We start from the raw sequence: 22538 nt of genomic DNA, 5'->3' as shown, positions 1-22538 counted from the left end.
GTGATGCATGGCTCACACCCGAGCGTCGCGGTTCAGCCCTTCGATGTCAGAGATACCCATGAGGACGGCCGGCGACATTGAGTTTAGCGAGGAGTTGAGCCGTCCGTCGCGGTCCCGCTCATGGCGTCTGTGCAATGCGGCGAGCGTGCTGAGCGACGGCTGGCCTTGGTCGCCCTCGACGAGGAAAGTTTCTCGTTCGAACTGCTACCCGTCCCGCTGATATTATCACCGCCGTTGTTCTGAAAGCCCACGCCAATGCCGTGCATGCCGTCAGATCTTCTGCCGGTCGAGTCCATGCCGACCACACCAGCGCTACCCATCGTGGGCCCGCTTTGTGTCCCCGTTGTACTCGGCGACGCCGCCGTACTGGACTGCGCAAAGGTGCTCGCTGCAAAGCTGATCTCTGCGCGATTCGGATGGAATTAAGGATTCCTTTCGCGGCCTTGACGCGTATCGCCGATTCCAGCACGTGCTGACTGTTATCTGTGATCCGAATTTTATAGGCGCCGCTGTCATAAGCATGATCAAGATGTACAATGCACGCGTACGCTGTGGCAGCATAGTGCGTACCGCGCTGCCCCGGATCGCCTTCCCACTTAGTTTCGTATCTCACTGTTTTAGCACAGGAATTTTCTGTTTATCTCAGATAACTCTCCGATGCACCGCTGATGGTTTGCAACAAGCTCTCTAAATGTATCACTCGAAAAATCTTCGGTCGATTTTTTAAATAGTTGATCGATTTGATGATGTATGAGATTGATCCGTATCCGCAACGAGGACGATTCATTACGATACTGTTCTGGCGACATGGGCATATACTTACGTCCTAAGTGACTGAGCAGGCGCCTTCATTCTCGCTCGGCTGGCCATCGCATCTTCAACTCATTTGTGGACGAAACGTCGCGCATACCGATGCGGAGACGAAATTTTTTGGCTGTCCGGTTCCAGCAAGCAGATCACCAAGGCAGTTCGGGCGCTCGGGAGAGCGTTCGCCTACTCTGCCCTTTAAAACTTCACCACAACGGAATGCTGCTGATCATGACCGTACGCGGGCACGAGGCACAGCTTATCAACAACTGATAGATCGCGCATAACCGTAGGGTTGAGATGGCTTAGCCGATTAATCGGTCAGCGTACAATTAGAGCATCGTGCCCTTGGGCGAGCGGCAGGCTGATCGTCCCCGTCGAGCTTAACCAGCATCGTAGCTGCAACGGTATCGGCCGCACACTCACGAACGCGAACATCCGTTACAGCGACGGCGGGCGATGCCCATGTTGCGGCGCGTAGCAAATGGGGGGCGAGTTAGATTCGATCCATGCTCTAGAAGAGATCATCAACCGTCTCGACCCAGCCCCTGTGCCGGTGCAACGCCCGCTCTGTTAAGGTCATCCATATCGAAGGCATCAAGAGCCATCTGAACGTAGCAGCCGGCGATCGTCGGACCACGCTCGTCAAGAAAAATCAAAACCTCGCGGAGCATCGCGTCTGCGCGCGTCACGTCCATAGCCCTCTCCACCGACCCATGTATCGTATGTCAGACGCATTTCAACAAACTTACAATCACTCGATGCTAAGTAAGACCTGCATCGAACGCCGAGCCTCGGACGTGAACTTAATATGGTGATGATCGTCAGATGGTTCAACGATAATGTTTCTACCAATCAACATCTTAATCCACCGGTTTGGCGTTTCTGTTCGCGCGTGCATTTGATCGGCAATGTCCTGGAGCTAAGGTCGGCGGCCTGGACGCCCGACGCGAAGCCGCTGCGAGCGCTCGAGGAGAACAACGCTCGACCCAACCGGCGGCTGGCGGACACAATGCTCGACAACGCACGTCTGAAGGACCTGCTTTCAAAAAAACAGGTGATGCCTGCTGCGGAGCGGGAAGCGGTTGCGCATATCCAGACGGCGCTCGGAATGAGCGAGCGGCGGGCGTGTGCTGTCGTCGGAGCGGACCGCAAAAGCACGCGGTATCGTTTGCGCTGGTCGGATTATGGCGACCTGCGGTCGCATTTGCGGTGGTTGGCGCAGCGGGGCCTTCCGGTTCAGCTATCGGCGGCTGCACATCCTGCTGCGCCGGGACGGCACAAAGATCGCCGCAAGAAGACCGAACGGATCTACCGTGAGGAAGTCTGACGGTGCGTCGCCGGACGGGACGAAAGCGCGGTCGCGCGCGGGCGACCGCTCCGACGCTAGCGCTGCTGCCGAACCAGCGCTGGAGCCTGGATCTTGAGCCAAAGGCGGTCGTTTCGACACTGAGAAAATCACATTTGAACTTTGGCTCGCAGCAAGAATGTTAGGGGCGGGAAGATCCGCTGAGAAGGGGAAAAGCCAACGCTGCAGAGCTACACGCTGACGCACTGTTAAGAGGCACCTCGCCGGTAGGTCCAGTTTCCGCCGGTGAGGTGCCACCCCGATGCCGAGGCGCCGTTACGTCGCATGGTCGCCACATCTAATAATCAACTTTTGTCAAGAATACGGCGGATGATCAATCAGACAGCATTAACTTAGGCACCGCGATTGACGCTTATCGCTCCCTGACTAGCTTTTGAAAGAGCTTGCGTCAAAGCTTCGGGTCAAAGAAGAAGTAATGCTCGAAGATCTTGCCGTCAGCAACCCGAACCGCGTCGGCCCCGCTGATTGTCACTTCTCCCGGAGGCCCGCCCTGCCACCGCGTCACGGCGAGGCCGTGATGGCCAAGCGTCGGACCGGTCACCTCGAACCGGAATCCCGGCGGAGTCTCGGCAAGCACCTCGGCGACCACCGTAGAAATCTGCCGATGTCCCGTCACCGCTCGGTTGGGTTCGTAGATCGTTGCGGCGGCATGGTAGATCTCTTCGATCGACATCAGCCGCCGCTCATCGTCGCGCTCATTCCAGACGCGCATGATGCTTGCCTCGATTAGCCCTACTTCGGCTGGTTCGGTCATATCTGTTCCCCTTGTTGGTTGAGGTAGTGTGCTACGTCTGATTGACCTGCAAGCGAATGGGATCGGCGATGACGCGCACGCGGCGGGTGCGGCCGGACGAGACCACGCTGCACCTCGCCCAGCTGCCCGATCCACTTCCCCTCTGCGATGGCGGTCTTGCGGGCGGTTTCGTCGATTTCCATCGGCAGGGTTATCACACTGAGCCGAAGGGTGCGCGGTCTGTCGCACAGGAACAGGGCGGGCGGGCCATGCGCGGTCGTCACCGGCTGACCGCCGACGAAACGGTAGCCTGCCGACGCGAGATCTGAGACCACCACAGCGCCCAGACGTGCCGACATCCAGGGCACGAGTTGCTAGGGGTCGCTGAGTTCAGCGCGGCGCAGCGTGTCCGAACCCTACACCGTAGCTCTCTGTCGCCCCCTGTGCGAGCGCGGCAATGCCGGTGTGAGGCGGCGCAGGCATGTCACGAATGCCCCATCCTCCGCCCAAAGCCGATGGCGAGCAGCACTGCCGCGACTACCGCCTGCCCTCAGCCCGTGCCCGCGCTGAGATCGCGCTGATGCGCATGGCGGCCGGTATCGGCTCGGCGGCGATTGGCGCGAAGGTGTGAACGAATTGCCGCCTTTGATCGGTCTTTACGCGAAGGTACCCGGCCTTTGGGATGGCTGGCTAGGTAGCGGTCGACCGCCGCTTGGCGACGGCAGCACCTACCCGTTTGCCGGCACGCTCCAGTTCGCCGACGTGACCGTCGCCCGCGGCAACCGTCCTTCGATCCACGCCATCAGGTGTCCTCGCCGCCTGGCATGGTCACGCGGCCCTCCTTAGCCGGGGCTGCTCGCCGGCCTCCATGATTGTCGCCAGCTGGTCGCGCCCATGTTACAGGCACGACGTCACGGTGCCCATCGGCACCTTCATCACCGCCGCCTCCGCAGTGGACAGATCCTCGACGGAGACGAGCAATAGCACCGAACGCTGATCGTCGGGTAGACCGTTGAGCGCACGTAGGAGATCAGCGGCAAGCAGCCGCGCCCCCTGCGCCGGCGTGACTGCAAGGGAAGCCTCATCGGCTGCCTCGATCGACACGAGACTGCGCTACGCCTTTCGGCGATGTTATTGTCGATCTTCAGCTGTCCGGCGTTGAGGAAGCGGCACAGCGGCGGCCAGCGCTTGCCGCCAAAAGCACTAGCCTTGGCCATGTCGGACTTAGGTAGTCGAACGCATAAACTCCATGGCTCATCCCGGAAAGCTTGGATGATCTTTGAGCGCTTTGATGGCACTTCGGCCAAGACGCCGAGGGCGATCGGCAACCGCGACGAACACGATCGTCATGCCCGCTGCGGGGGGCGAACACAAAACTTCAGCGACCGCGTCAACCAAGGCCATTGCCTCACTGATCTCGTTCCAGCCGATCCTGCCATCGAACGAACTCGGTTGGACAATTTTAACGAGTTCAAACCAGTCGGGCGCCTCGCTCATGTCGATCACCTCGTCTTCGATGTCGCTCACGATGACCAGCGTCGAGCAGCCTGGCAATCCAAAAGCGATTGGTTTTCTTTGCAACCGCTTTTGGGAAACCCGATCACTCTGGCCGGCGGCAGATAGGCTATTCTGCAAAACGCGCTGATGCTCGTGCCGACACCGTGCGATTTGCCTACCGCATGCGGGAAAGGTACACGGTTACTCAACCGTATATCAGCGGGTACCGCTTGTGCACGAGGCTGGCCGCCTGTTGCAGCGCTTCAATTTCAAAAAATGTCCCACTGCAACTAGCAAGGCGCCAACTGAATTCGTCACGCGCACCAGCGCTAATCAATTCAATTTGCAAAATATGCTCCAAAAAATGCTCAGTTTCTTGGTCGGAATGCTGCGCAGCGCACTCTGCAATCAACCAGCGTATCCGTTCCGCGTCTGGCAATCGTATGGGCACTCGCGTTCGTCCCAAGATATCATTCCGCATGATACTATACCCCGCTCCGTCGATAAATGCCGCAGGAAAGCGTTTCGCTCCCGACGTTGCGGCCGGTCGGTAGGCGGACGCGACGAACATTACGGCTGGCTCGTGGGTCACAGAAACGCTGGACGAGCGAAATGCTCAATCTTTGAGCTCTCCGAGGTCGTGCGCGACTATTCGGGATCATCGTTAACAATTTCTGGGAGATGGCGGAATAAAGCCTCCGCGCGTGGCCTGAAGGTTAATGAAAGCCTTCTATTCTGAGAACGCAAAGCCCCCCGGGTGGGCACCTATAATCGCCATCGTCGCGGCCATAATTAGCAAAAGCGCGAAGGTGAATACTAAGTCTTGCCAGAAGAAAAGGCGCATGAGGCCGTCTCTACGGCCGAGCGTGAGGGTACAGACCGCGCACGATCTCGACCGCTTTGACCATCGCGCGCCTGTCGGCCGTCTCTCCAAAGAGGTCGATATCCCAGTTCGACTTAATATGGAGCCAGATAGGTACGAGCAGTACCGGTCCGACCAGTCTGTCCCATCGGTCGTCATCAGTCGCACCTTGCAGGATCTCCACGATCAGCGCGCGCAGCTCGTCGGTGGTGGGGCGGTTCTCGGACATCCGGCCAAAACGCTCGAGCGGGAAAGGGGGCGCCATTAGTCTGGCGCTTGAGACGCTGCCCGATTGGGCCGCCGCGATGGGCACAAAGAGCGCTCGCCCACACTGGCGTCGCCGAAAAGCAGCTCGTGCTCAGTCCGGGTGGCATGCCATGTCCAGCTGGCAACGGTAAAGGCGAATGTGCTCGTCCAACGACAGGTTCTCAACATCCGGCTTGGGCCGTCGCCCCGCGTAGACATGGTGCGACGGGTAAAGCCAATGTGAATCGAACCGGACAGAAGCGGGAGCATGAGACGCGGCCATGATCACAGCGTTCGGTCAACCGGCGTCGGACATCCTGTCGCGGCGCACAACTCTTATCTGACAGCATAAGACGAGACGCCACAGAGCGCTTAGCGCTCCACCTGGAACAGCGGGCTCGACAGCACCGTGAACAGCATTGCTTGGGGGCGAGGACGGCGGCGGTCGAGGCGGTGGTGACCGCTTCGTCCTTGCTGAGCTGCGCATCGCGCACCGTGAGGGCATAGCCATCGCTGGTCATGCCAGCGGCTCGCGCGATCGAGGTGAGCAGCAGCACCGGCTCCTTGACCTTCCCGGCAGTGGTCGCCTGCGTCGTGGCGCGCGACTCGCTGTCTGTCAGGATGCACGTGCGCTTGCCGCTGCCCGACGCCGTGCCGATCGTGTAGGTCACCGGCACCTCCTCGATCTGGATTGGCAGCACCGCCCGGTAGATTGCCGCGCCTACCTTGCCGTGCGCAGCATCGGCGCGATCATGGTCGGCTCGTTTGTGAGCCGTCCCGAACAGCGAGCTCGCGCAGCGTCGCGTAGCGTGACGCAAGGTCGAGGTGGATCCTTGATCGGCGAATCAGCGGTCGCGCTCGCGATGGAGAGCTCCTGTTCGGCCCGGCGCTGATAGTAAGTCTCGTCATTATCCAGTGTCATCGCAGCATCCCCGGTATGAGCCCGTCAGGAAGTACGCCGCTCCGGTGCGGAGCGTTGTCGCTGCCTGCACGCTCGCGGCGACGCCTCAAGGTAGCAGATGCTACGGTCGCCTCTATAACCCGCTATGTTATCGCAGGTTACTGTCGTCGTCTCCCGGAGCCGCGCGCCTGCCTGGATCGCGAGCGTTGCCCGGCTTATCGGCTATGCGCGTCCTCGCCTCGTCATCCAAAAGGTGGGCGGCTTGATCGATGTAGCAAGCGGCCAGTTGGCCGACACGCTCCTGATCGAGCCGTGCCAGCCAGTCTCTCAACGCCTGCGCCGTTACCCGAAGCGTTTCCGTTGGTGTGCCGTGTGCCACAAATCACAGCTTGTCGTTGCTGGAAAGGCCGCATGATATGGCAACGATACGGCCGTGACGATCGGTATCTTATTGATTAAATGCAATGTTACCTGGCAATATCAATTAACATAGCTCGTCAGTAGGCTACCTCTATGGGGAACCGCTTCATTGAAAAGCTCCGCGGATTTGCGGACTTCGATAACTCTGAACTGCGCGCGTTGGAGCGCGTCACCGCGCACCCAAAAGCGTACGGAGCGCGAAAGGATCTAATCCGTGAGGGGGACCCACCAGGCCCGGTGCTGGTCGTGCTGGAAGGCTGGGCCTTCCGCTACAAGGTTCTGCCCAGCGGAACCCGCCAGATCATGGCATTCCTCATGCCGGGCGACGCGTGCGACCTGCACATCGGTATGCTCGCCGAGATGGATCACAGCATCCAAACTGTCACTAGGGCCTCTGTCGCGACGATTGGCCGCACGGCGATGGACGAGATGCTGGCGTCACATCCTCGCATCGCGACTGCCATGTACATCGCGCAGCTCGTCGATGAGGGTACGTTACGTGCCTGGATCGTCAGCCTAGGTCGTCGCTCCAGCATTGAACGGGTCGCCCACCTTATCCTAGAGCTGTTCCTACGTGCCGTCCGGATCGGCCTGAGCGACGGCTCTACTATGGAGCTGCCGCTTCCGCAGGCGGTGCTCGCCGACGCGCTCGGCATGACCTCGGTCCACATCAACCGCATCCTTCAGGAATTGCGGCGTTCCGGCGCGATCGAACTGAGCCGGGGCATGTTGCACATCAAGGACCCGGCTGCCCTGACGTACATATCTGGCTTCGATGCCAATTACCTGCACAAGCGCCTCAAATAAGGCTGGCAACCTTAACTTTCGACATTGTCCCCTGGGCGAACTTCAAGCATATCAGGATCATCGTCGGTTGTAGCTTGAGAGGCGCCGACGGCTGTGGGCCGAAGCGTCTGCGCCTCCGACGAGGCCTGCGCTATGCCCACGCTTTACATTCACGCCATCAATTCCGAATTCCGCTCGCGGGATGGCGGAAGCGAATACGACCGGCCTGAAGATGCGCTCACCGAAGCCATTCAAAGTGCAGCCGCGATGGCGATCGATGAGATACACAAAGGCAAAGCGACCGCCGCGATCGAGGTCAGGGTCGAACAGGCGGACGGTACGCCGTTGCTCCGATCGGTCGTGAGCATGTCGGTTTCGGCTCTCATGCCGCTTATCGAAAGTCGCCTGCCTTCCTTAACAGGAAGTTGAACGGGAAAGCGGGGGCGTGACGGCGCTGTCGTAACCGGTAAAAGAGCCGCTTTCCCGAAGCCTATTCCCGATCGAGTTTTCTCGAAATTGACTCGGACATGGAGGAAATGGGGATCGCGCAGTTGGCTCGAAGCGCCGGTTGCGGAATCATGCACGGGCAGAACGAACGGGGGGGGAGAGCGGGACATCACCCTTTCCTTATGGGATGGACGCGGGCCATATTGACCGTCGTCACAACCGCGCTGTCGCAAGAGAGACTATGACCGGACCGACCATGATCGAGCGGGTGGCGCGGGTCCTCGCAAGTCAAAGCGGGCGGCTTCAAGATGATGCCTGGCGGTCTTATCAGGATGTCGCACGGGTCATCATCGCTGCAATGCGCGAGCCGACCATCGAGATGATCCTGCGCCGATATCCCATGGTCGCAGCAAGACATGTGGCACCGGTCGATCGACGCCGCGCTGGCGGAGGAGCAATAAGCCCCTCCGCCGCATGGGTCAGGCCGCGGCCGCCGGCGCAGCGGCAGGCTTCAGCGCCGACGCCACGTCATTGTAGAGCGACTGCACCAGCTCGCGCGCGACGTCGGCCGCGTCCGAGGCCAGGGAGGCGAGCCCGCCACCTGTGACATAGGACAGGACGAGCGGCGCGGTGTTCGCCACCACCTGCTCGTACTTCTCCGCGCCGGTCAGCGTCGAGTCCTTCAGCGCCGTGATGTCGGCGGTGACGGTCGCGCCGATCGAGGTCGTCTTGAGGGTGGCGACGACCTTCTGCGTCTCGGACAGGGCGAACTGCTCGACCGCGTGGCCGGCGGCGTGGTGCGCGGTCAGCTGCGCGGAACTGAGGAAGCCGACGAAGAGCTTGGACATGGTGTTCTCCGATTGAAGGTCAGGCGACGGGGCCAGCGCTGACGGCCTGACCGGCGGCAGCGGTGGAAAGAGGGAGCGCGGTCGTCAGGTCGACGCCCTGATCGGTGATGAAGCGATCAACCGTCACTGGTCCCACGATAGCGACCGGCGCGGGCTCGCCGTTGAGCGCCGCCCATGCGGCGGCCAGGCGGGTGTGGGAGAGGAAGGCGCGCGCCTGCGCCCAGCCGGTGGCGCCGGCGACCATCAGCGTGCCGACGATCGTCTCGACCATGGTGCCGATGAAGCCGTCGACCGCGCCTTGATCGACGATCCCGCGCGTCACCAGCGCGGAGCCGGCGGCGACGAGGGCGTGACGGACGAATGATGCGAGCAGGGCATGCACGGCAGTGGCGGCCGGCGCGGGAAGGTCGGACATGTTGGGTCTCCCATTGCGAACTAAGTCGCGTTGGCGATTTCGGTTTTCGCAGTTGCAGAAGCGATTGATGCGGCGCACAAAAGGGGTGCCTTTCAGGCATCTCATCCCCTATTTAGGCCAGCGTTTGCGCTGGCCTTTTTTTAGGTGAGGACGCGCAGCAGCCGCGCGCGGATCGCGGCCACATTGGCGAGCCCGATCGTCCCGCCCTTGGTGAGCTGACGGGCCTTGGTGAAGTTGCCGGTATCGACCGCGGCGTTGACCCCAGCCGCCCGCCAGAACTCGCGCGCGATGACGAGGCTGTCGGCTGGATCGGCGGCCAAATCAGGATTGGCGACAAGGTCGAGCCCGACCAACTGGCCGAATTGCGCATAGGCAGCCTTGCCGGTCAGCTGGAGCATGCCCCGACCGCGATAGAGCCACCCGTCCTTCGCCGGCGGCGCTGCGTTGCCCATGCGGCCGCCATAGGCGCGACAGGCGATGTCGACTGGTCGGCCGACGCATGCCACCGCCTGCGCAGCGGTGAAGTGCTTGGGCCACTGCGCCAGCATGGTCGCGGCCGAGTAGCGCAGATCCTCCTCGAACCGCGTGAACCCCCCGGTCTCGTTGCAGGTCTGCGCGACGAACTCGGCCAGCCGCGCCGGCGTCTGCGCGATCGCATCGCCCTTGATCCACTTCGCCGCCGCCGCGCCGATCGCGGCGATGGTGATGTCGGGCGGCCGCTGGGCAGCATAGGCGAACAGCGCCGTATAGGTCTTCGGGCCATCGTCGCCGTCGATCGCGCCCGCGTAATAGCCGGCGCGAAAGCGCTCGCTGGGCGACGCCCTTCCAGTCGATCATTTGGAACTCCAAGTCAAAGCTGCATGTTATTGGTCGCGAGGCCAGCATCTTCCCTGTATGCTTGCCTTAGCCGCCCCGCTGGCCTCATCCCCCCAAGGTCAGCGGGTCGTTGCTCAAGCTGATCTATGTGTGCTAGCCAGCCCGTCCGGCAGCTGGGATTGGTCGGCTGTTGTGGCGCTCCGTTGCTCACCTCGGGGGAGTTTGATGCAACGTAGCGTCTGCGGCCGAATTACATCGAGCTAGGAAGTGGCGGCTGCCGGCTGACCGTTCCCCGCCGCGATGATCTTCGCGCCGGCCGCGGTGCCCTTCTCGACTGCTTCTTCCTGGCGGTGCCGCTCGCGCATAGCGGCGATCGTCTCGATGTGGTCGGCCACCTTATCGGGCGCAGCTTTCAACAGCATCAGCAGGGCGTCGATGCACATCGTGGCATTGTTGGCCCGGTGGCGCATGATCCCGATCTCTGCATCGTGGCTAGCGCGCATGGTTGCGATCTCGGCCTTGAGGTCGGCGATCTCCTTCGGCATCTCGGCCATGTCACCGCGACGTTCGTCGTCGATCGTTTTCTCGCGCTCGTTGGCGAGCTTTCTCATGACCGGGATGAGCTTCAGCATGCCGAGGATCAGCGACGGGGTTCCGATTGCTCCGAAGAACCAGATGCCGATGCTGGTCCACGTCCAGCCTTCGGCATGGGTGGCGATCGGCTTTCCTGCGGTAAGCGCCGCGCTGACAGCTTGGACCGTGTCGGCGTTTACCGACCCATCGCCTTATAGCCGCGGATCACTATCACGGCGCCGCCAATGGTCAGCATCGACCAGACGTAGGCGGCTTCGCGGCCGATCTTCTCGGCATGATTGATGAGATCGCGGTGCGCGCCGAACGCCCAGCGTACGATCGTAAAGCTGTAGTGGCTGGAAATCAGCAGCAGCGCGAGCACCTTCAGCGGGTCGCTATACTGGGTGCGGCGGCCGGTGATCACGCGCCAGAGAGAGGGAAAGGTCCAGACGGCGAAGCCGATGCAGACAGCGTCGCTCAGCATCGAGAGCGCGTCGAGCAGGTTCATGAGCGTCTCCAGCCGGCTAAAGGCGCGGCGAGCGAGGTCGAAAAAGGGGTGCCGGCACCCGTTCGCTGGCAATAATGAGCGGGGTGGAGCGCGCTGGTGGCGCCAATCTCGGCGCGCTCCATTCCGTTTGTCCGTAAGCTTTGGCTAACCAGTTCGGGCTGGAACGGGAGTCGACCAGTCCCCCCAAGACGGTCAAGCCAGGTGGAGCGCGTCGCCGTTCATGCGTTGTCGCGGCGCGCTCCATTTCGTCAGGCGGTCATGCCGAGGCTAAGGGCGATGTCGCGCAGGATCGGCAGCACGATCTGAGCCTTGATCGCTTGGCCGGCATCGTTCGGGTGATTGCCGTCGCCCTGATACTGAACCTGCAATCGCTGCGTGTTCGCGCCATCACCCAGCGCATCAAAGGCTTTGAAGAAGCGATATCCACTCACGGGCACGATGTTATTGCGCAGATTAGCCAGCGCGACATCCGACGACGCGTCCGGCGATGCCCACGGCGTGCCGCAGTCGATGATCGGGATGCAACCCTTGCTGACGGCATAGGCGCATATGTCGAGGCAGCGAGCGAACTCTGCCGTAAGGTCGGCGGCCGCGGTGTTCGAGTTGTCGTTCTGCGAATAGGCCGGGATGATGACCGCCACGTTAGGGCCGGCGAAGAAGTCGATCATCTTTTTCGCGACGACCTGGATCGTCGAGGTGATGGCGCCGGCGTTACCGCAGTTCGCAACGCCGGTCTTGAAAGCATACGGGTTCAGCCGCTGGGCATTGCGCGCCATGCTGTCGAAGCCGGTGTTCGTGGTGTAGCCGCGGTTCTTGCTGTCACCAGTCTCGACGATCGTGAGAGTCTGCGCGGTCGTGCGGGTCTGGAGTAGGATGCACTGGTTCTGGGTGACAGGCGTGTTCGCCGTGCTGCCGTTGGCATAGCCAGTGGGCGCCGAGGCTCCCGAGCCCCACCATGTGCGATATTCACGCCCTCCGGAGATGCTCAGCCATCCACCGGCTCCAGCATAGCCGGTCGTCCAAGAGCCAGTCGTTGTCGTAAACGGCAGAAGCCCAGAAGAACGCGAGCGCACGACGGCCACGGGCCGCGTCCCGCCATCGCTGCGTGCGATCGACCGCAAGGCAACCCAATCGCTGAACAGCCAGGTTGGGATGCGGTTTGCCGAGACCTGCCCCGTTGCGGCAGCCTGTGCCGCTGGCAGCGTAAACGGCGCCCCGGCCGACGCGGAGACCACTCCGACGGTGAGGGGAACCATCAACGCGGGGATCGGCTGGGCGGCCAGAATGGTCGATGCGACGCCGATATCCCAGCTTTCGATCGTGGCCGCGGTAGTGGCGTCGGGGTTGAAGTAAGCAACCCGCGCCATGTTGAACGGACTTTCCACCTCGAGCGCGTTGAGCAGGGCGTTGCCTGCTGCGGGAGAGATCTTGGCGTTGATATCGTCCCAAGCGCCGGCGGCTTTGTAAGCCTCGTCGAAAAACGGCGGGGGCACTATCAAAGGCGATTGGCCATAGGAATACCGCCGAGCGGCGTGGCTCGTGGAGCGCATCGTTTATCTTTTCGGAAGAAGAAGTGCCGGCGCGCCGGCGGGTGGATCAATATGCGATGATGGTGCCGGCCGGCGCGCCCCCGGTGGCGTCGTCGGGCGGCGACAGCTCCTTGATGACCTGCGGCAGCTGGGTGGTGATCGCGTAGCTCAGGTTGGCGATCAGGCCGGCGGCGATCGCCTTCGGCTGCGAGATGTAGCTGGCGGGCAGGTCCAGATCCGCCACGGCAGCGGCAAGCGCCAACTGATACGTCGTCGCAGCCTCGAGGATGGCGCGTGCGGCCACGAGCTCGGCCGCTACGACTTCGGCAAGCGTGCTGTTCTAGTCGACCATGATGATGCTCCTCAGGATGGATAGCCGGTGGTGATGTCGATCGCGGCCCCTGCTCGTTTAGCATCGCCAGAAAAGTCAGGTGAGAAATCTAGGGTCGGAGACCGAGGCGCATTTGGCGACGGGAAAGGTCGGCGGAGACGTCTCTGGGCCTGCAGCCTCAAAACGCACTCGTGCAAAGCCCCGGAAATGCGGGGAGAATTTGCGGCCGACGTGACAGACGGGGAAATCGTGACAACTGGCAGACTGGGTGGTGGCGTTGGCAGTCCCAAGCGAACCGGTCTGCCCTGCTAGGCCCGCAATGCGGCTCGAATTTCCCTGCAGATTCGTCAATCTGGAGGGAAAATTGCGCGTTTTGAGCTGCATTTTGCGGCTAAGGCAGCGCTTAATCTAACCACAGCAATGGGTTAGGCCGAATGACGGCCGCATTGTGGCATTGGATTAAATGCCAGACCGAGCCATAATTGATTAGCCGTACCATTTCTGATTCTAGATCCGGCTAGCGGTGTCGACGCCCCCGCCCTCCCCCTTGAAGTTCGCCCGGACGTTGAAAGAGCGCTTGGTGAACCATCCGCAGATTGAGATGAAGGCGGTCGCGACCCTGCGCCCCTATGCGGGCAATGCCCGCACCCATTCCAAAAAGCAGGTCAAGCAGATCGCCGCCAGCATCCGGCGCTTCGGCTTTACCAACCCCATCCTGCTCGCGGGAGACGGCACGATCGTTGCCGGCCACGGTCGTGTCATGGCGGCAAGGAGCTGGGCCTGACCGAGGTACCGACGCTCTCGCTCGGCCACCTGTCGCCCGACGAGGTGAAGGCCTATGTGTTGGCCGATAATAAGCTGGCGTTCAATGCGGATGGGATCGCGAGATCCTGGCCACCGAGCTACAGGATCTGATCGACCTGGGCTTCGATGTCGAGCTGACCGGCTTCTCTTTGGCCCAGATCGACTTCGCTCTCGACGAGGCCGCAGACGCTGATCCGGCAACCACGACCGGTCCTGAAGATCAAACACCCGAACCGCCGCTTCGTGCCACGTCGCGGCATGGCGATGTCTGGTTGCTCGGCCGTCATGTGCTCGTCTGTGGTGATTCCCGTGAAGCGTCGCACTTTGATCTGCTGCTGGGCAACGAACGCGTCGACCTCGTCTTCACCGACCCGCCTTACAATGTGAAGATTGCCGGGAACGTCAGCGGGCTCGGCAAGGTCAACATCGCGAGTTCGCGATGGCCGCTGGCAAGATGAACCAGAGCGAGTTCACGTCTTTCCTGAAGGCGACGCTTGGCGAAGGCGCGCGGCGTTGCCGCGATGGTACGATCGCGTTCGTCTGCATGGACTGGCGACATATGAGCGAGTTGATGGAAGCAGGATCAGCCGTCTTCGACGAACTGAAGACTCTATGCGTCTGGAACAAGACCAACGCCGGCATGGGTTCGTTCTATCGCTCGAAGCATGAGCTCGTGTTTGTCTACAAGGTGGGCACCGATCCCAACGTCAACAGCTTCGGGCTCGGCGACGGGACGGTACCGCACCAACGTCTGGGATTATGCTGGCGCGAACGCGATCGGCGGCAGTCGCGACGCTGAACTGGAGATGCATCCCACGGTGAAGCCGGTTGCTCTGGTGGCCGACGCCATCCGCGACTGGTCGCGCCGCGGGGATATCGTGCTGGACATGTTCGGCGGGTCGGGCAGCACACTCATCGCCGCGGAACAATGCGGCCGATCGGCGCGACTGATAGAGTACGACCCCATCTACTGCGACACAATCATCACACGTTATCAGCAATACACCGGCAGGATAGTCAAAAGTAAACTAGATAATAGTAGCTTTGAAGACGCGACTGCGCAAAGAGCAGAGGACACATTGTCTACCGAACGTGCTCCCGATGAGCAGCAAACTTCCTGAACCTGCTGCGGCAGGATATGGCAAACCGCCTGCCGAACACCAGTTTCCGAACAATTCGCACCGCCAACGAGGCCGCAAGCGCGGCAGCAAGAATAAGCCCAAAACGCCACTGGGCTTGACCGACAACGAACGGGTGGCCCTCGAAGAGGCCGAGAGGTTGATGACGACCAAGTCCGGCGAAGTTATGGAAACAAGCCGAGCGGTGTCGCGCTCGCAGATCAAGACGGCGGTGTTGGGGGGTACGAACGCCCAGAAGGCATATCTGACGCGTCTCGACACAATCCAGCAGAAAAAGCGGGCGGCCGAAGAGGCCAATTTGCTCGCCTGGGAGGAATATGTTCAGGCTACCGAGCACCGGCTGGATATGGCAACGCCGGAAGAACGGCAGTATTTGGACGAACGCCTGCTTCCACACCCAGCCGACATCGAAGTCGATTTTTAGAAACGGCAGGTCCGATTCTTCGGGCCAGCCACCACGCTCGAACAGCGCCAGTGGCGCAAAGACCTGCAGGATATGGAAGCGATCAAGGCGAAAATCATGCGTTTGCGCGGCGAGATCGAGCGCGATCACGACGACGTGCCGCGGCAAATGGCCTATATGCTGCTGTTCGATGGCTATCTTCGCGCATGGGAAGGCCTGCCTGAACGCCACCGTCCCGAGCGGCCACCCATTTGGGAGGCGGGATCGTCGATCAAATTTGGTTCGAATATCCGGCGGCATGGCCGCGGCGGCGGAAGCGACGGCTTGTCAAAAACGCTCACCTGCTGGAGGGCGATCAGACGCCCAAGGAATAAGGTCACGCGTAGCGCGATCTGCCTCAGTTGCGGTTGAGCCCCAACTCGCGCGATTGCAGCTTGCGCTTCCACAGCGCTTCGCTGGCAAGAATGTCGTCGACGGTTGCGGTCGACCCGGCCACCTCCAGCACCGATACGATGAAATCGGACGGAGGGCGGTCGCGCAGCGCGACGTTGCCGCCATGGCCGTTAGCACGATATTCCGCCCAGCGCGCCCAAAAGCCGCCTGGCGAGGTCGCTGAGCCGACATAGAGGCTGCCGTCGCGGGGGCAGGTGAGCAGATAGATGCCCCGCGCCCGATCGAGCGGCCCGATTTAGCCCGATGGCGCGTCGGCCAGCGACGATAGCGGCACTGCCAGCGCCATCAAGCCGGGGAACGGCCGGTCGGGCGCATCGAGATGTAGCTCGGTGATCGGCTTGTTCTGCGCATCGGCCCGCTGGGCCCAGGCCCGCTTGCCGGATGCGCCCCCGCCCCACTCGACATATACTTTACCGGCATAGAGGATCAGGTGATCGCTTCGCTGTGTCAGATAGCGATCGTAGGTGCCGGCATCATGCTGGACGGCTGAAATCGGCGCGGTAAACCCCTCTAGGATCGGCATTGGCGATCCGGCTTCGTACAGGCCGACGAACAGCGTCCGGCCGTCCCAAGTGCCGATGAAGCTGGCCCAGCAAGGCCGGGCGAAGCTGGCGCGCTGTGCGACCGCCTGCAGCGCCTGATAAGCTTCGAACGTCGCGCGATCGGCCCGCCAGATATCCAGCAGCGATCGTCCAGCGACGGCCGGCTGATGGCGCAGCAGGCGGACCGCTGCGGGATCGATACCGGCCTCTTCGAGCAGCATGTTGAACTGGAATGGCATCTGCACCTCTATCGACTATCAGAGACACTGACGCTCCGGCGGATCATGAAGTCAACTCGAATGTCTCTGATCGTCTGTAGATCGATCGGCGACAGGCGCGTCTCTAGCCGGTCGTGGATATCCGGGACCGCCTTGCGAACAACCTGCGGCGGCTTCGCGCGGAAAAGGGCTGGAGCCAGGAAGCGTTCGCGCACGAGGCCGGCATCCATCGCACCTATGTCAGCGACATTGAGCGCTGCGCGCGGAACCCAACGATCACGGTCGTCGAGAAGCTCGCCAAGCCGTTTGGCGTCACTGCAGGCACGCTGTTGGATTAAAGGGACAAAGCTGGGTCATCGTCTAAATAAGGTAGACCGATCACCGCGGCTATTATTCTAACAATCTATTCGAAGCGCCAATGTAAAAGAACCGCCAATTTGTGACTTCCGCCCTGAGGGCTTTGCGCCTCCGTCGGACTATTCGGGCTAGGCACTGTCCCTGGCCGCACTCGCCGGATGTGATGTAATCAGAGCGCACCGACGATCCTCGGCCGGGCACCGGCCAGCAACGGTCACTATAGGAATTTTTTGGGGCGGCTTAATCGTCGGTCGTTGGCGGTAACACCTTTACGGATGGGGGCGAGCGCAGCGGCCGGTGCTGTCATCACGTCGGCCATGGCGGCCAAATTCTGCTGGGCGAGGCGCGCCCAATCCTGGGGCCAAAGCAAGCCACCGCTCGCGATGCGGCCGAGCGCACGGGCATTGGCGGCCGACGCGCGGCGAACCTTAGTACTCGTCGCGGCCAGCGACCGACCCGACGCGCCGAAGGCCTCGACTTTTTCGGTGACCATGCGGCTTAATTCGACATGATCGGTGGCGAACGGATTTTGAAGCGCCGCACCGATTGTCGGCAGCCGGGCCGCGATGACCCGCTGGCTTGCAAACGAACTCTCAACAAGATCGCTGCCGAACTTGGCAGCCTGAAGCGGCCAAGTCCACAAGGTCAACATGTCATCCATGATGTTAGCCATCTCAAGTCTTCCCGCTGCTTCAGATAAACAACGCACCGCATGCCGATTTGACGCGCGCAACCCGCAGATGCTGACGAGGTGTTCTGCCTCTGTCACCTGATCGGAACGAACGCGGCATCGTTAATTTTGGTGAAAATCGATCCGGAATGGCAACCCCATTCCGTCGATTAGCCGCTAGGTCTTCTCGCCACTGGCGGCCTCGAACAATCGGAGCCCTTCAAACCGCGCGAAAGCTTGATCGACGCCGGGGCCGAGGATACGCTCGCTAGCATCAAGAGCACGCCGATCCAAGGCATTCAGCATGATGACAAGGGCAGCACCATCACGCCGGACATGACGTCGTCGGACGTTGAGCCAGGCGCCTTGACGGGTTGCTGCTGCCCGGCGGGGTCGGCAATCCCGACAAATTCCGGATGGCACCGCCGGCACTCGAACGAGACCTTCCGCGCCTTGTCCGTGGTGTCGCGGACCGAGGCGATTCGTATCGCCCACCCGTTTCAACGCCTCCGCCTGATCGCAGCTAGCGGCTTGCCCGTCTCGAAAAGGGGAGGATGATGGTCGGCCGTCATCGTCGCGATGCTGACCGCAGTCACCTCGCTAGCAGTCGTTTTCGTCGGCGGTGAGCGGCTTCCGGCCGGCAGCGCGGTCGCGGCCGCGTCGTGGTGGCGTGATGTGGTGGCATTCTCGGTGTCGGCTTCGTTCTCGGAAAGATCTTTGCCTGGCCCAAGCTCAGCGCGGGCCTGTCCATGGCGTCGATCGTCACGGCGGAATTGATCCTGCCGCGGAGTTTACGATAATCGTTGCTGAAACCCTATTTGAGCGCGTCGGCAACCGCTTCGGAGAGGCCCGGGCATTGGCGAGCCGGATCAAGAGGCTGGTGCCAGTGGAGTCCGACACGCCGATCACACCGAGATCAGCGAAGGTGATCCGTTGACTGTCGACGTCGTTGACGAGACGCCCGTTTAGCCAAATCGTCCCGTGTGAAGGCGCTTGGCCCGGGCGCGCAGCGGTAAAGGTGACGCCGACCGGGATCTTGCTGCCTTCGGTGCCGTAGATCGCAATCTTGCCGAAGGCGGCGATCACCGGGCCGATCCCCGGCACGATGAAAGGGCGTTGGGCGCACTTGGTGACGACGGGCTCGAGCTCGCTGTATTCGGCAACTAGGGGGATCGCGAACTGGCGGTCATTCAGGGCGATCTTGTCGCTGAACATATCCTGCTGGATCCGCAAGCGCAGCGGATTTCGGGAGTCATCGATTTTGGCGACGTAGCTCTCGGAGATTCGGCACAGGAATTTCTTGGCCTGTGGGCCTGCGGCGAAGCCGCAGCGTCCCGCGTGGTTGAACTCTATCGTTCAAAAACGGTCGACGCGGGCCAGCTGGAGCGTTCGCGCAATCACTTCATCCGCTACCGGCTGGATCAGCTTTTCGAGAACCTTAGCGAGGACGGCAGCGTTGAGCCGGTTCGCGAAGCGGAGGAGGTCGCTCTACTGCGGGCCGATGCAATAAGCAAAGGATATCACCGATGTCACTGATAGATATGATCGAGCAGGGCGCTGGTAGCGGCGCGCTTCAGCAGATTGGTGCGAGGGTTGGCCTCTCGCCGGACGAGATGCAAAGCGTGATCGGCAGCCTGGCCCCTATGCTGGGTCCCAAGCTTGCCCAACATGCGGCATCTGGTGGCCTCGATAATGCTTCGGCCGACGACGCGCCTGTACCCGGCAGCGACGAGGCGGAAGACCATGGCAAATCGATTCTTGGTGAGATCCTTGAATCGAAAGACGCCAGTCGCTCGGCCGCGGCTGCAGCCAGCGCGAACATCGGCATCAGCGTGGACAAGATCAAGGCGGTGCTGCCGCAGCTCGCCTCGATCGCTGCTGCGGCGCTGGTCGCGCGCAAGGTCAGTTCGGGCGGTGGTTTCGGGGGCCTGGGCGGCTTGCTTGGCGGTCTCGGCAAGGCCTGATTTCAATCTCAGTAAGGGAGTTAAGCATGAGCATTTTCGGCACCATCATGAACAAGATATTCCACCATGGTCAGGCCCTGGCCGCGCCTGCGCCGGCGGCTCCCGCTGCGCAAGCCGCTCCCGCTCAGGCAGTGCCGGCGCCCGTGGCGCCGTTGGCGCCGGCGCAGCCGGTCGATGTAGAGGCGGTGCTGACCGAACTCGCCGCGGCGAAAGGCCGGCCAAGCAATTGGCGGATGTCGATCGTGGATCTTTTGACGCTGCTCGACATGGATTCGAGCCTGTCGGCACGCAAGGAGCTTGCCAACGAGCTTAATCTCCACGTCGGCGCCGACGGCAGCGCTGAGGAGAATATCGCGCTTCACAAGGCCGTGATGCAGAAGCTTGAGGAAAATGGCGGCAAAGTGCCAGCCGATCTGAAGGGTTGATCCAATGCCCGCTCGATTGTCGACCACCCCTTCGCGCGGGCATAACGCTCCGAGCCCCTGGGCGATGTCGCTCAGCGAATGGAAGGCCGTCGTCCTTCGGGCTTGGAACGAGGGCGGTGGGGATAATATCGGGCTGATCGCAGCCGGGGTCGCTTTCTACGGGTTCCTGGCGCTCGTGCCTCTGCTTGGCGCGATCGTACTGAGCTACGGATTGCTCGCGGATTCCCAGACAGTGGTCGACAATATGAAGGGGCTGACCTCGGTCATGCCGACCGACGCCGCCAAGCTCGTCGGCGAGCAGCTGATGAATGTCGTCAAGACGTCGGGCAGCAAGAAGGGTTTTGGAGTTCTGCTCGCCTTGGCGATCGCTTTATTCGGCGCGCGCAACGGCGCCGGATCGGTGATCACCGCCCTCAACATAGCCTATGAAGAAAAAGAGAAACGCGGGTTCCTGGCGCTCAACGCGCTCGCACTGGCGATCACGGCGGCGGCGGTAGCGGTAGCGATCATCGCACTCATCGCGATCGCAGCACTCGGGCATCTGGAAAATCTAATCCCTGGCGCACCTGGCGTTGTGCTCGTTCTGGGCAAACTTCTATCGTACCTGCTCTTGGGCTGCGGCGGCGCTGCCGCGGCTGCCACGCTGTATCGATACGGCCCTTCACGCGCGAAGGCGCGCTGGGCGTGGATCACGCCGGGCTCGCTCCTTGCGGCTCTTTGCTGGCTGCTGCTAACGCTGGGGTTCGGCATCTACGTGGCGAAGTTCGGCAATTACAACGCCACCTACGGCTCGCTCGGCGCCGTGGTCGTCATGCTCACCTGGATATATCTTTCGAGCTACGTCTTGCTTTTTGGAGCCGAGCTCAATGCCGAGCTTGAGCACCAGACCACTGCCGATACCACCGAAGGCGCGGTGAAGCCTGCCGGCGAGCGCGGCGCCTGGGTTGCGGATCATGTAGCAGCTGACCCGGCGGTGGCAAACACGGCGGACGTCACGCGGCCCGCGCCGCCGGTAAAGCAGGAAGAACCCTCACAGGCTGAACCATCGATCACAGCGGCATTCATCGCGTCTCGCACCAGCGTTCGCGTGGCGCGACTAATAGGCTTGAAGAAGGTCGGAATGATGTCCTCGGTCATGACGGCGGTCGGCCTCTCGCTCATTCGCAAGCCGGGGAAGGCCGGCGCTGGTGCGGCACTTGTTGTTACCGCCGTCGTCTCTGCGTGGCTTACGCGCGAGCGAGATCTCCCGAAATCATGATCCATCGTCAGGCAGCTGGGACACGCTTCCAGAGGTGCTTGATAGCGATAGCGATTGGGCTGGGTTATTGGCGGGGCTATCGCTTGCCCCGGCGGTCGTGCCGTGCTGCTTTTCAATCGGGGCGAGACGCAAACCACGATCACTGCGCATTGGGACACGCTATGTGTTCAGTCCGGGATCTGGTGGATCAGATTGACGATGAACCGTTCTGGCTCAAACGTCCAGATCTTGGCGATGTATTCGTAGGGCGTGAGGCCGTTGAGTGTCTTGAGGCGGCGGGCGAAATTATAGGCTGCCACGAAGTCGGCGAGGTGTGTGACCGCGACTTGCTAGTGCGATCGATGCCGACGAAGGTACAGTTTGCCTTCGGCAGTTTGCACCTCGGTAATATCGATGTGGAAGAAGTCGATCGGGTAGCGTTTGAAGCGCTGAGCTTGGGCTTGCCGCCTTCGACATCGGGCAAGCGGGATATGCCGTGCCGCTGGAGACATCGGTACAGCGCTGACCTGGTAAGGTGAGGGATAGTCGGCTGCAGGGAATAGAGGCAATCGTCCAGCGGCAAGGGTGTGCCGCCGGAACGTGACAACCATCGCCTCTCGACTTGGGACAGGGCTTGGAATGAGGGGCATTCAGCCCGATCTTCCGATCATCGACCGTTCCCCGCTCGCGCCACTTCGCGACTCTTTTGGGGTTAATCTGAAGTTCCCGGCTTAGCTTCGCAAGGGAAGCTTGCGATCGCTGTATCGGTGGTCGGGCGGCGTGCGCGGTCATAGCGCTCCCGCGACAAACCCGTCCCATACGGCTTCCTTCCATTCCAACGACAGGATCGCATCATCAAACCGTGGGATCAAACACCTAGACTTGCGGCCGTCGCTTCATATAGGTTCGCCACCTGTAATCGGTTAAAGAGCTTGACCAGCGCTCGATCAGCTATAGCGCCGACGTGGCGCCACACGGCTTTGTAATTGTTCTTTTGAGCCGATCATCCGTCCGCGATTGCAGCCGCTGGCGATCCACCCCGCTCCGGCTAAACACGCCCATCCGCGATGGCTGCGCCTACGCATAGTCGGCCTTTCGTTCGGCGTTGGTCGTCCCTTTGTCGATCCAGACTCGCATAATCGATGGACCCCTCAGAAGGGGCAGCGCAGAGCAAAGGGGAACGATCCGGCAGTAGTCGCGCGGCGCGGCGCCACCGCGGATCGTTTCCGGGGTGGCGC

Annotated in this window: 35 protein-coding genes and 4 pseudogenes; 20 read left to right on the top strand and 19 right to left on the bottom strand. The window is 61.5% G+C overall.

What is annotated here, in order from left to right; all coding sequences use genetic code 11:
- Positions 1 to 1120: 1120 nt before the first annotated feature.
- Positions 1121 to 1291, bottom strand: coding sequence for a DUF6771 family protein (locus K8P63_RS20950; RefSeq protein WP_398288461.1), 171 nt, complete (start codon positions 1289 to 1291; stop codon positions 1121 to 1123).
- A gap of 43 nt (positions 1292 to 1334) precedes the next feature.
- Complete coding sequence (locus K8P63_RS05030) at positions 1335 to 1505, bottom strand: hypothetical protein (protein WP_223798750.1); 171 nt, start codon at positions 1503 to 1505, stop codon at positions 1335 to 1337.
- 223 nt (positions 1506 to 1728) lie between these two features.
- On the opposite strand from K8P63_RS05030, the pseudogene K8P63_RS05025 reads away from it, so the two are divergent.
- Positions 1729 to 2277: pseudogene (locus K8P63_RS05025) on the top strand (IS3 family transposase); the annotation flags it as partial.
- Positions 2278 to 2564: 287 nt separating this feature from the next.
- Here K8P63_RS05025 and K8P63_RS05020 read toward each other — a convergent pair.
- Positions 2565 to 2930, bottom strand: coding sequence for a nuclear transport factor 2 family protein (locus tag K8P63_RS05020; protein WP_223798749.1), 366 nt, complete (start codon positions 2928 to 2930; stop codon positions 2565 to 2567).
- A gap of 68 nt (positions 2931 to 2998) precedes the next feature.
- Between K8P63_RS05020 and K8P63_RS05015 the strand changes: the two genes are divergently transcribed.
- Together K8P63_RS05015 and K8P63_RS05010 are read left to right on the top strand one after the other, a co-directional pair.
- Positions 2999 to 3238, top strand: coding sequence for a hypothetical protein (locus K8P63_RS05015; protein ID WP_223798748.1), 240 nt, complete (start codon positions 2999 to 3001; stop codon positions 3236 to 3238).
- A 152-nt stretch (positions 3239 to 3390) separates the two neighbouring features.
- The gene (locus K8P63_RS05010; RefSeq protein WP_223798747.1) at positions 3391 to 3540 is read left to right on the top strand and encodes a hypothetical protein; all 150 of its coding nucleotides are present in this window, start codon (positions 3391 to 3393) and stop codon (positions 3538 to 3540) included.
- 266 nt (positions 3541 to 3806) lie between these two features.
- Here K8P63_RS05010 and K8P63_RS05005 read toward each other — a convergent pair whose 3' ends face one another.
- From K8P63_RS05005 to K8P63_RS04990, 4 genes and pseudogenes are all read right to left on the bottom strand, one after another.
- Positions 3807 to 4013 (bottom strand): sigma factor-like helix-turn-helix DNA-binding protein, encoded by a 207-nt coding sequence (locus tag K8P63_RS05005; RefSeq protein WP_223798746.1) that lies wholly within the window; start codon positions 4011 to 4013, stop codon positions 3807 to 3809.
- Positions 4014 to 4078: 65 nt separating this feature from the next.
- A pseudogene (locus tag K8P63_RS20945) lies at positions 4079 to 4126 on the bottom strand (hypothetical protein); the annotation flags it as partial.
- A gap of 37 nt (positions 4127 to 4163) precedes the next feature.
- The gene (locus K8P63_RS04995) at positions 4164 to 4436 is read right to left on the bottom strand and encodes a hypothetical protein (RefSeq protein ID WP_223798745.1); all 273 of its coding nucleotides are present in this window, start codon (positions 4434 to 4436) and stop codon (positions 4164 to 4166) included.
- An 824-nt stretch (positions 4437 to 5260) separates the two neighbouring features.
- The gene (locus K8P63_RS04990; protein ID WP_223798744.1) at positions 5261 to 5533 is read right to left on the bottom strand and encodes a hypothetical protein; all 273 of its coding nucleotides are present in this window, start codon (positions 5531 to 5533) and stop codon (positions 5261 to 5263) included.
- Between the two features lie 500 nt (positions 5534 to 6033).
- Between K8P63_RS04990 and K8P63_RS04985 the strand changes: the two genes are divergently transcribed.
- The 3 genes from K8P63_RS04985 to K8P63_RS04975 all read left to right on the top strand — a co-directional run bounded on the left by K8P63_RS04985 (position 6034) and on the right by K8P63_RS04975 (position 8050).
- The gene (locus K8P63_RS04985) at positions 6034 to 6180 is read left to right on the top strand and encodes a hypothetical protein (protein WP_223798743.1); all 147 of its coding nucleotides are present in this window, start codon (positions 6034 to 6036) and stop codon (positions 6178 to 6180) included.
- 748 nt (positions 6181 to 6928) lie between these two features.
- Positions 6929 to 7642, top strand: coding sequence for a Crp/Fnr family transcriptional regulator (locus K8P63_RS04980; RefSeq protein ID WP_223798742.1), 714 nt, complete (start codon positions 6929 to 6931; stop codon positions 7640 to 7642).
- Positions 7643 to 7774: 132 nt separating this feature from the next.
- Complete coding sequence (locus tag K8P63_RS04975) at positions 7775 to 8050, top strand: DUF6894 family protein (protein ID WP_223798741.1); 276 nt, start codon at positions 7775 to 7777, stop codon at positions 8048 to 8050.
- Positions 8051 to 8547: 497 nt separating this feature from the next.
- On the opposite strand, the gene K8P63_RS04970 is transcribed toward K8P63_RS04975, so the two are convergent.
- From K8P63_RS04970 to K8P63_RS04960, 3 genes are all read right to left on the bottom strand, one after another.
- On the bottom strand, positions 8548 to 8916 hold the full coding sequence (locus K8P63_RS04970) for a hypothetical protein (RefSeq protein WP_223798740.1): 369 nt from the start codon (positions 8914 to 8916) through the stop codon (positions 8548 to 8550).
- A 19-nt stretch (positions 8917 to 8935) separates the two neighbouring features.
- A complete protein-coding gene (locus tag K8P63_RS04965) occupies positions 8936 to 9331 on the bottom strand; it encodes a Pam3-gp28 family putative phage holin (RefSeq protein ID WP_223798739.1) in 396 nt (131 codons plus the stop codon).
- Positions 9332 to 9471: 140 nt separating this feature from the next.
- Positions 9472 to 9963: a glycoside hydrolase family 19 protein gene (locus K8P63_RS04960; protein WP_263282714.1), complete on the bottom strand. Its 492-nt coding sequence runs from the start codon at positions 9961 to 9963 to the stop codon at positions 9472 to 9474.
- Here K8P63_RS04960 and K8P63_RS04955 point away from each other — a divergent pair.
- Positions 9917 to 10063: a hypothetical protein gene (locus K8P63_RS04955; protein ID WP_223798738.1), complete on the top strand. Its 147-nt coding sequence runs from the start codon at positions 9917 to 9919 to the stop codon at positions 10061 to 10063. The genes K8P63_RS04960 and K8P63_RS04955 overlap by 47 nt on opposite strands.
- A gap of 344 nt (positions 10064 to 10407) precedes the next feature.
- Here the strand turns inward: K8P63_RS04955 and K8P63_RS04950 are convergent, their stop codons facing one another.
- The 4 genes from K8P63_RS04950 to K8P63_RS04935 form a co-directional block, all read right to left on the bottom strand.
- Positions 10408 to 10779 (bottom strand): hypothetical protein, encoded by a 372-nt coding sequence (locus tag K8P63_RS04950; protein ID WP_223798737.1) that lies wholly within the window; start codon positions 10777 to 10779, stop codon positions 10408 to 10410.
- Between the two features lie 137 nt (positions 10780 to 10916).
- Positions 10917 to 11228, bottom strand: a complete 312-nt coding sequence (locus K8P63_RS04945; RefSeq protein ID WP_223798736.1) for a hypothetical protein — start codon at positions 11226 to 11228, stop codon at positions 10917 to 10919.
- A 248-nt stretch (positions 11229 to 11476) separates the two neighbouring features.
- Complete coding sequence (locus K8P63_RS04940) at positions 11477 to 12778, bottom strand: hypothetical protein (protein ID WP_223798735.1); 1302 nt, start codon at positions 12776 to 12778, stop codon at positions 11477 to 11479.
- Between the two features lie 46 nt (positions 12779 to 12824).
- A complete protein-coding gene (locus K8P63_RS04935; protein WP_223798734.1) occupies positions 12825 to 13061 on the bottom strand; it encodes a hypothetical protein in 237 nt (78 codons plus the stop codon).
- 607 nt (positions 13062 to 13668) lie between these two features.
- On the opposite strand from K8P63_RS04935, the gene K8P63_RS04930 reads away from it, so the two are divergent.
- The 6 genes from K8P63_RS04930 to K8P63_RS04905 all read left to right on the top strand — a co-directional run bounded on the left by K8P63_RS04930 (position 13669) and on the right by K8P63_RS04905 (position 15845).
- Complete coding sequence (locus tag K8P63_RS04930; RefSeq protein ID WP_223798733.1) at positions 13669 to 13872, top strand: ParB/Srx family N-terminal domain-containing protein; 204 nt, start codon at positions 13669 to 13671, stop codon at positions 13870 to 13872.
- Between the two features lie 169 nt (positions 13873 to 14041).
- Positions 14042 to 14350: a hypothetical protein gene (locus K8P63_RS04925; protein ID WP_223798732.1), complete on the top strand. Its 309-nt coding sequence runs from the start codon at positions 14042 to 14044 to the stop codon at positions 14348 to 14350.
- Positions 14332 to 14691, top strand: a complete 360-nt coding sequence (locus tag K8P63_RS04920; protein WP_223799934.1) for a hypothetical protein — start codon at positions 14332 to 14334, stop codon at positions 14689 to 14691. The genes K8P63_RS04925 and K8P63_RS04920 overlap by 19 nt, the downstream gene beginning before the upstream one ends.
- Positions 14591 to 15013 (top strand): DNA-methyltransferase, encoded by a 423-nt coding sequence (locus tag K8P63_RS04915; RefSeq protein WP_223799739.1) that lies wholly within the window; start codon positions 14591 to 14593, stop codon positions 15011 to 15013. Before K8P63_RS04920 ends, K8P63_RS04915 begins: the two co-directional genes overlap by 101 nt.
- Positions 14994 to 15455, top strand: a complete 462-nt coding sequence (locus K8P63_RS04910) for a hypothetical protein (protein ID WP_223798731.1) — start codon at positions 14994 to 14996, stop codon at positions 15453 to 15455. The genes K8P63_RS04915 and K8P63_RS04910 overlap by 20 nt, the downstream gene beginning before the upstream one ends.
- Before the next feature lie 72 nt (positions 15456 to 15527).
- The gene (locus K8P63_RS04905) at positions 15528 to 15845 is read left to right on the top strand and encodes a hypothetical protein (RefSeq protein WP_223798730.1); all 318 of its coding nucleotides are present in this window, start codon (positions 15528 to 15530) and stop codon (positions 15843 to 15845) included.
- On the opposite strand, the gene K8P63_RS04900 is transcribed toward K8P63_RS04905, so the two are convergent.
- Positions 15832 to 16089, bottom strand: a complete 258-nt coding sequence (locus K8P63_RS04900; protein WP_223799738.1) for a GIY-YIG nuclease family protein — start codon at positions 16087 to 16089, stop codon at positions 15832 to 15834. The two genes, K8P63_RS04905 and K8P63_RS04900, sit on opposite strands and share 14 nt — an antisense overlap.
- 33 nt (positions 16090 to 16122) lie before the next feature.
- On the bottom strand, positions 16123 to 16668 hold the full coding sequence (locus K8P63_RS04895; protein ID WP_223798729.1) for a hypothetical protein: 546 nt from the start codon (positions 16666 to 16668) through the stop codon (positions 16123 to 16125).
- A gap of 113 nt (positions 16669 to 16781) precedes the next feature.
- Between K8P63_RS04895 and K8P63_RS04890 the strand changes: the two genes are divergently transcribed.
- Entirely contained in the window at positions 16782 to 16985 is a 204-nt protein-coding gene (locus K8P63_RS04890) for a helix-turn-helix domain-containing protein (RefSeq protein ID WP_223798728.1), read from the top strand.
- A 236-nt stretch (positions 16986 to 17221) separates the two neighbouring features.
- Here the strand turns inward: K8P63_RS04890 and K8P63_RS04885 are convergent, their stop codons facing one another.
- Positions 17222 to 17677: a hypothetical protein gene (locus tag K8P63_RS04885; protein ID WP_223798727.1), complete on the bottom strand. Its 456-nt coding sequence runs from the start codon at positions 17675 to 17677 to the stop codon at positions 17222 to 17224.
- Positions 17678 to 17911: 234 nt separating this feature from the next.
- Between K8P63_RS04885 and K8P63_RS04880 the strand changes: the two genes are divergently transcribed.
- Positions 17912 to 18232, top strand: coding sequence for a hypothetical protein (locus K8P63_RS04880; RefSeq protein WP_223798726.1), 321 nt, complete (start codon positions 17912 to 17914; stop codon positions 18230 to 18232).
- 204 nt (positions 18233 to 18436) lie between these two features.
- Here K8P63_RS04880 and K8P63_RS04875 read toward each other — a convergent pair whose 3' ends face one another.
- Positions 18437 to 18889, bottom strand: a complete 453-nt coding sequence (locus K8P63_RS04875) for a DUF4403 family protein (protein WP_223798725.1) — start codon at positions 18887 to 18889, stop codon at positions 18437 to 18439.
- Here K8P63_RS04875 and K8P63_RS20940 point away from each other — a divergent pair.
- From K8P63_RS20940 to K8P63_RS04850, 5 genes and pseudogenes are all read left to right on the top strand, one after another.
- Positions 18854 to 18937, top strand: a pseudogene (locus K8P63_RS20940) (hypothetical protein); the annotation flags it as partial. The gene K8P63_RS04875 and the pseudogene K8P63_RS20940 overlap by 36 nt on opposite strands.
- Positions 18938 to 19012: 75 nt before the next feature.
- Positions 19013 to 19210 (top strand): hypothetical protein, encoded by a 198-nt coding sequence (locus K8P63_RS04865; protein ID WP_223798724.1) that lies wholly within the window; start codon positions 19013 to 19015, stop codon positions 19208 to 19210.
- Positions 19201 to 19638, top strand: coding sequence for a DUF937 domain-containing protein (locus K8P63_RS04860; protein WP_223798723.1), 438 nt, complete (start codon positions 19201 to 19203; stop codon positions 19636 to 19638). Before K8P63_RS04865 ends, K8P63_RS04860 begins: the two co-directional genes overlap by 10 nt.
- Before the next feature lie 26 nt (positions 19639 to 19664).
- Positions 19665 to 20063 (top strand): DUF3597 domain-containing protein, encoded by a 399-nt coding sequence (locus K8P63_RS04855; protein WP_223798722.1) that lies wholly within the window; start codon positions 19665 to 19667, stop codon positions 20061 to 20063.
- 64 nt (positions 20064 to 20127) lie between these two features.
- Positions 20128 to 21321: a YihY/virulence factor BrkB family protein gene (locus K8P63_RS04850; RefSeq protein ID WP_223798721.1), complete on the top strand. Its 1194-nt coding sequence runs from the start codon at positions 20128 to 20130 to the stop codon at positions 21319 to 21321.
- Between the two features lie 167 nt (positions 21322 to 21488).
- Here K8P63_RS04850 and K8P63_RS04845 read toward each other — a convergent pair.
- Positions 21489 to 22119: pseudogene (locus K8P63_RS04845) on the bottom strand (hypothetical protein).
- Positions 22120 to 22538 lie beyond the last annotated feature (419 nt).

Origin of the sequence: Sphingomonas nostoxanthinifaciens, assembly GCF_019930585.1 — a bacterium.
GTDB lineage: Bacteria > Pseudomonadota > Alphaproteobacteria > Sphingomonadales > Sphingomonadaceae > Sphingomonas_I > Sphingomonas_I nostoxanthinifaciens.
The sequence above is the reverse complement of the archived record's forward strand: the minus strand, read 5'-3'. Positions and strand labels throughout refer to the sequence as shown.

Bases quoted from the DNA above. Each gene is read 5' to 3' on its own strand.
- K8P63_RS04980 (WP_223798742.1), top strand. From the start codon at position 6,929: ATGGGGAACCGCTTCATTGAAAAGCTCCGCGGATTTGCGGACTTCGAT.
- K8P63_RS04940 (WP_223798735.1), bottom strand. From the start codon at position 12,778: ATGCGCTCCACGAGCCACGCCGCTCGGCGGTATTCCTATGGCCAATCG.
- K8P63_RS04910 (WP_223798731.1), top strand. From the start codon at position 14,994: ATGAGCAGCAAACTTCCTGAACCTGCTGCGGCAGGATATGGCAAACCG.
- K8P63_RS05020 (WP_223798749.1), bottom strand. From the start codon at position 2,930: ATGACCGAACCAGCCGAAGTAGGGCTAATCGAGGCAAGCATCATGCGC.
- K8P63_RS04895 (WP_223798729.1), bottom strand. From the start codon at position 16,668: ATGCCATTCCAGTTCAACATGCTGCTCGAAGAGGCCGGTATCGATCCC.
- K8P63_RS04855 (WP_223798722.1), top strand. From the start codon at position 19,665: ATGAGCATTTTCGGCACCATCATGAACAAGATATTCCACCATGGTCAG.
- K8P63_RS05015 (WP_223798748.1), top strand. From the start codon at position 2,999: ATGACGCGCACGCGGCGGGTGCGGCCGGACGAGACCACGCTGCACCTC.
- K8P63_RS04950 (WP_223798737.1), bottom strand. From the start codon at position 10,779: ATGCTGAAGCTCATCCCGGTCATGAGAAAGCTCGCCAACGAGCGCGAG.
- K8P63_RS04860 (WP_223798723.1), top strand. From the start codon at position 19,201: ATGTCACTGATAGATATGATCGAGCAGGGCGCTGGTAGCGGCGCGCTT.
- K8P63_RS04850 (WP_223798721.1), top strand. From the start codon at position 20,128: ATGTCGCTCAGCGAATGGAAGGCCGTCGTCCTTCGGGCTTGGAACGAG.
- K8P63_RS04975 (WP_223798741.1), top strand. From the start codon at position 7,775: ATGCCCACGCTTTACATTCACGCCATCAATTCCGAATTCCGCTCGCGG.
- K8P63_RS04990 (WP_223798744.1), bottom strand. From the start codon at position 5,533: ATGGCGCCCCCTTTCCCGCTCGAGCGTTTTGGCCGGATGTCCGAGAAC.
- K8P63_RS04965 (WP_223798739.1), bottom strand. From the start codon at position 9,331: ATGTCCGACCTTCCCGCGCCGGCCGCCACTGCCGTGCATGCCCTGCTC.
- K8P63_RS04885 (WP_223798727.1), bottom strand. From the start codon at position 17,677: ATGGCTAACATCATGGATGACATGTTGACCTTGTGGACTTGGCCGCTT.
- K8P63_RS04985 (WP_223798743.1), top strand. From the start codon at position 6,034: ATGCCAGCGGCTCGCGCGATCGAGGTGAGCAGCAGCACCGGCTCCTTG.
- K8P63_RS04970 (WP_223798740.1), bottom strand. From the start codon at position 8,916: ATGTCCAAGCTCTTCGTCGGCTTCCTCAGTTCCGCGCAGCTGACCGCG.
- K8P63_RS05030 (WP_223798750.1), bottom strand. From the start codon at position 1,505: ATGGACGTGACGCGCGCAGACGCGATGCTCCGCGAGGTTTTGATTTTT.
- K8P63_RS04945 (WP_223798736.1), bottom strand. From the start codon at position 11,228: ATGAACCTGCTCGACGCGCTCTCGATGCTGAGCGACGCTGTCTGCATC.
- K8P63_RS04875 (WP_223798725.1), bottom strand. From the start codon at position 18,889: ATGTTCAGCGACAAGATCGCCCTGAATGACCGCCAGTTCGCGATCCCC.
- K8P63_RS04920 (WP_223799934.1), top strand. From the start codon at position 14,332: ATGGCCGCTGGCAAGATGAACCAGAGCGAGTTCACGTCTTTCCTGAAG.
- K8P63_RS05010 (WP_223798747.1), top strand. From the start codon at position 3,391: ATGTCACGAATGCCCCATCCTCCGCCCAAAGCCGATGGCGAGCAGCAC.
- K8P63_RS04905 (WP_223798730.1), top strand. From the start codon at position 15,528: ATGGAAGCGATCAAGGCGAAAATCATGCGTTTGCGCGGCGAGATCGAG.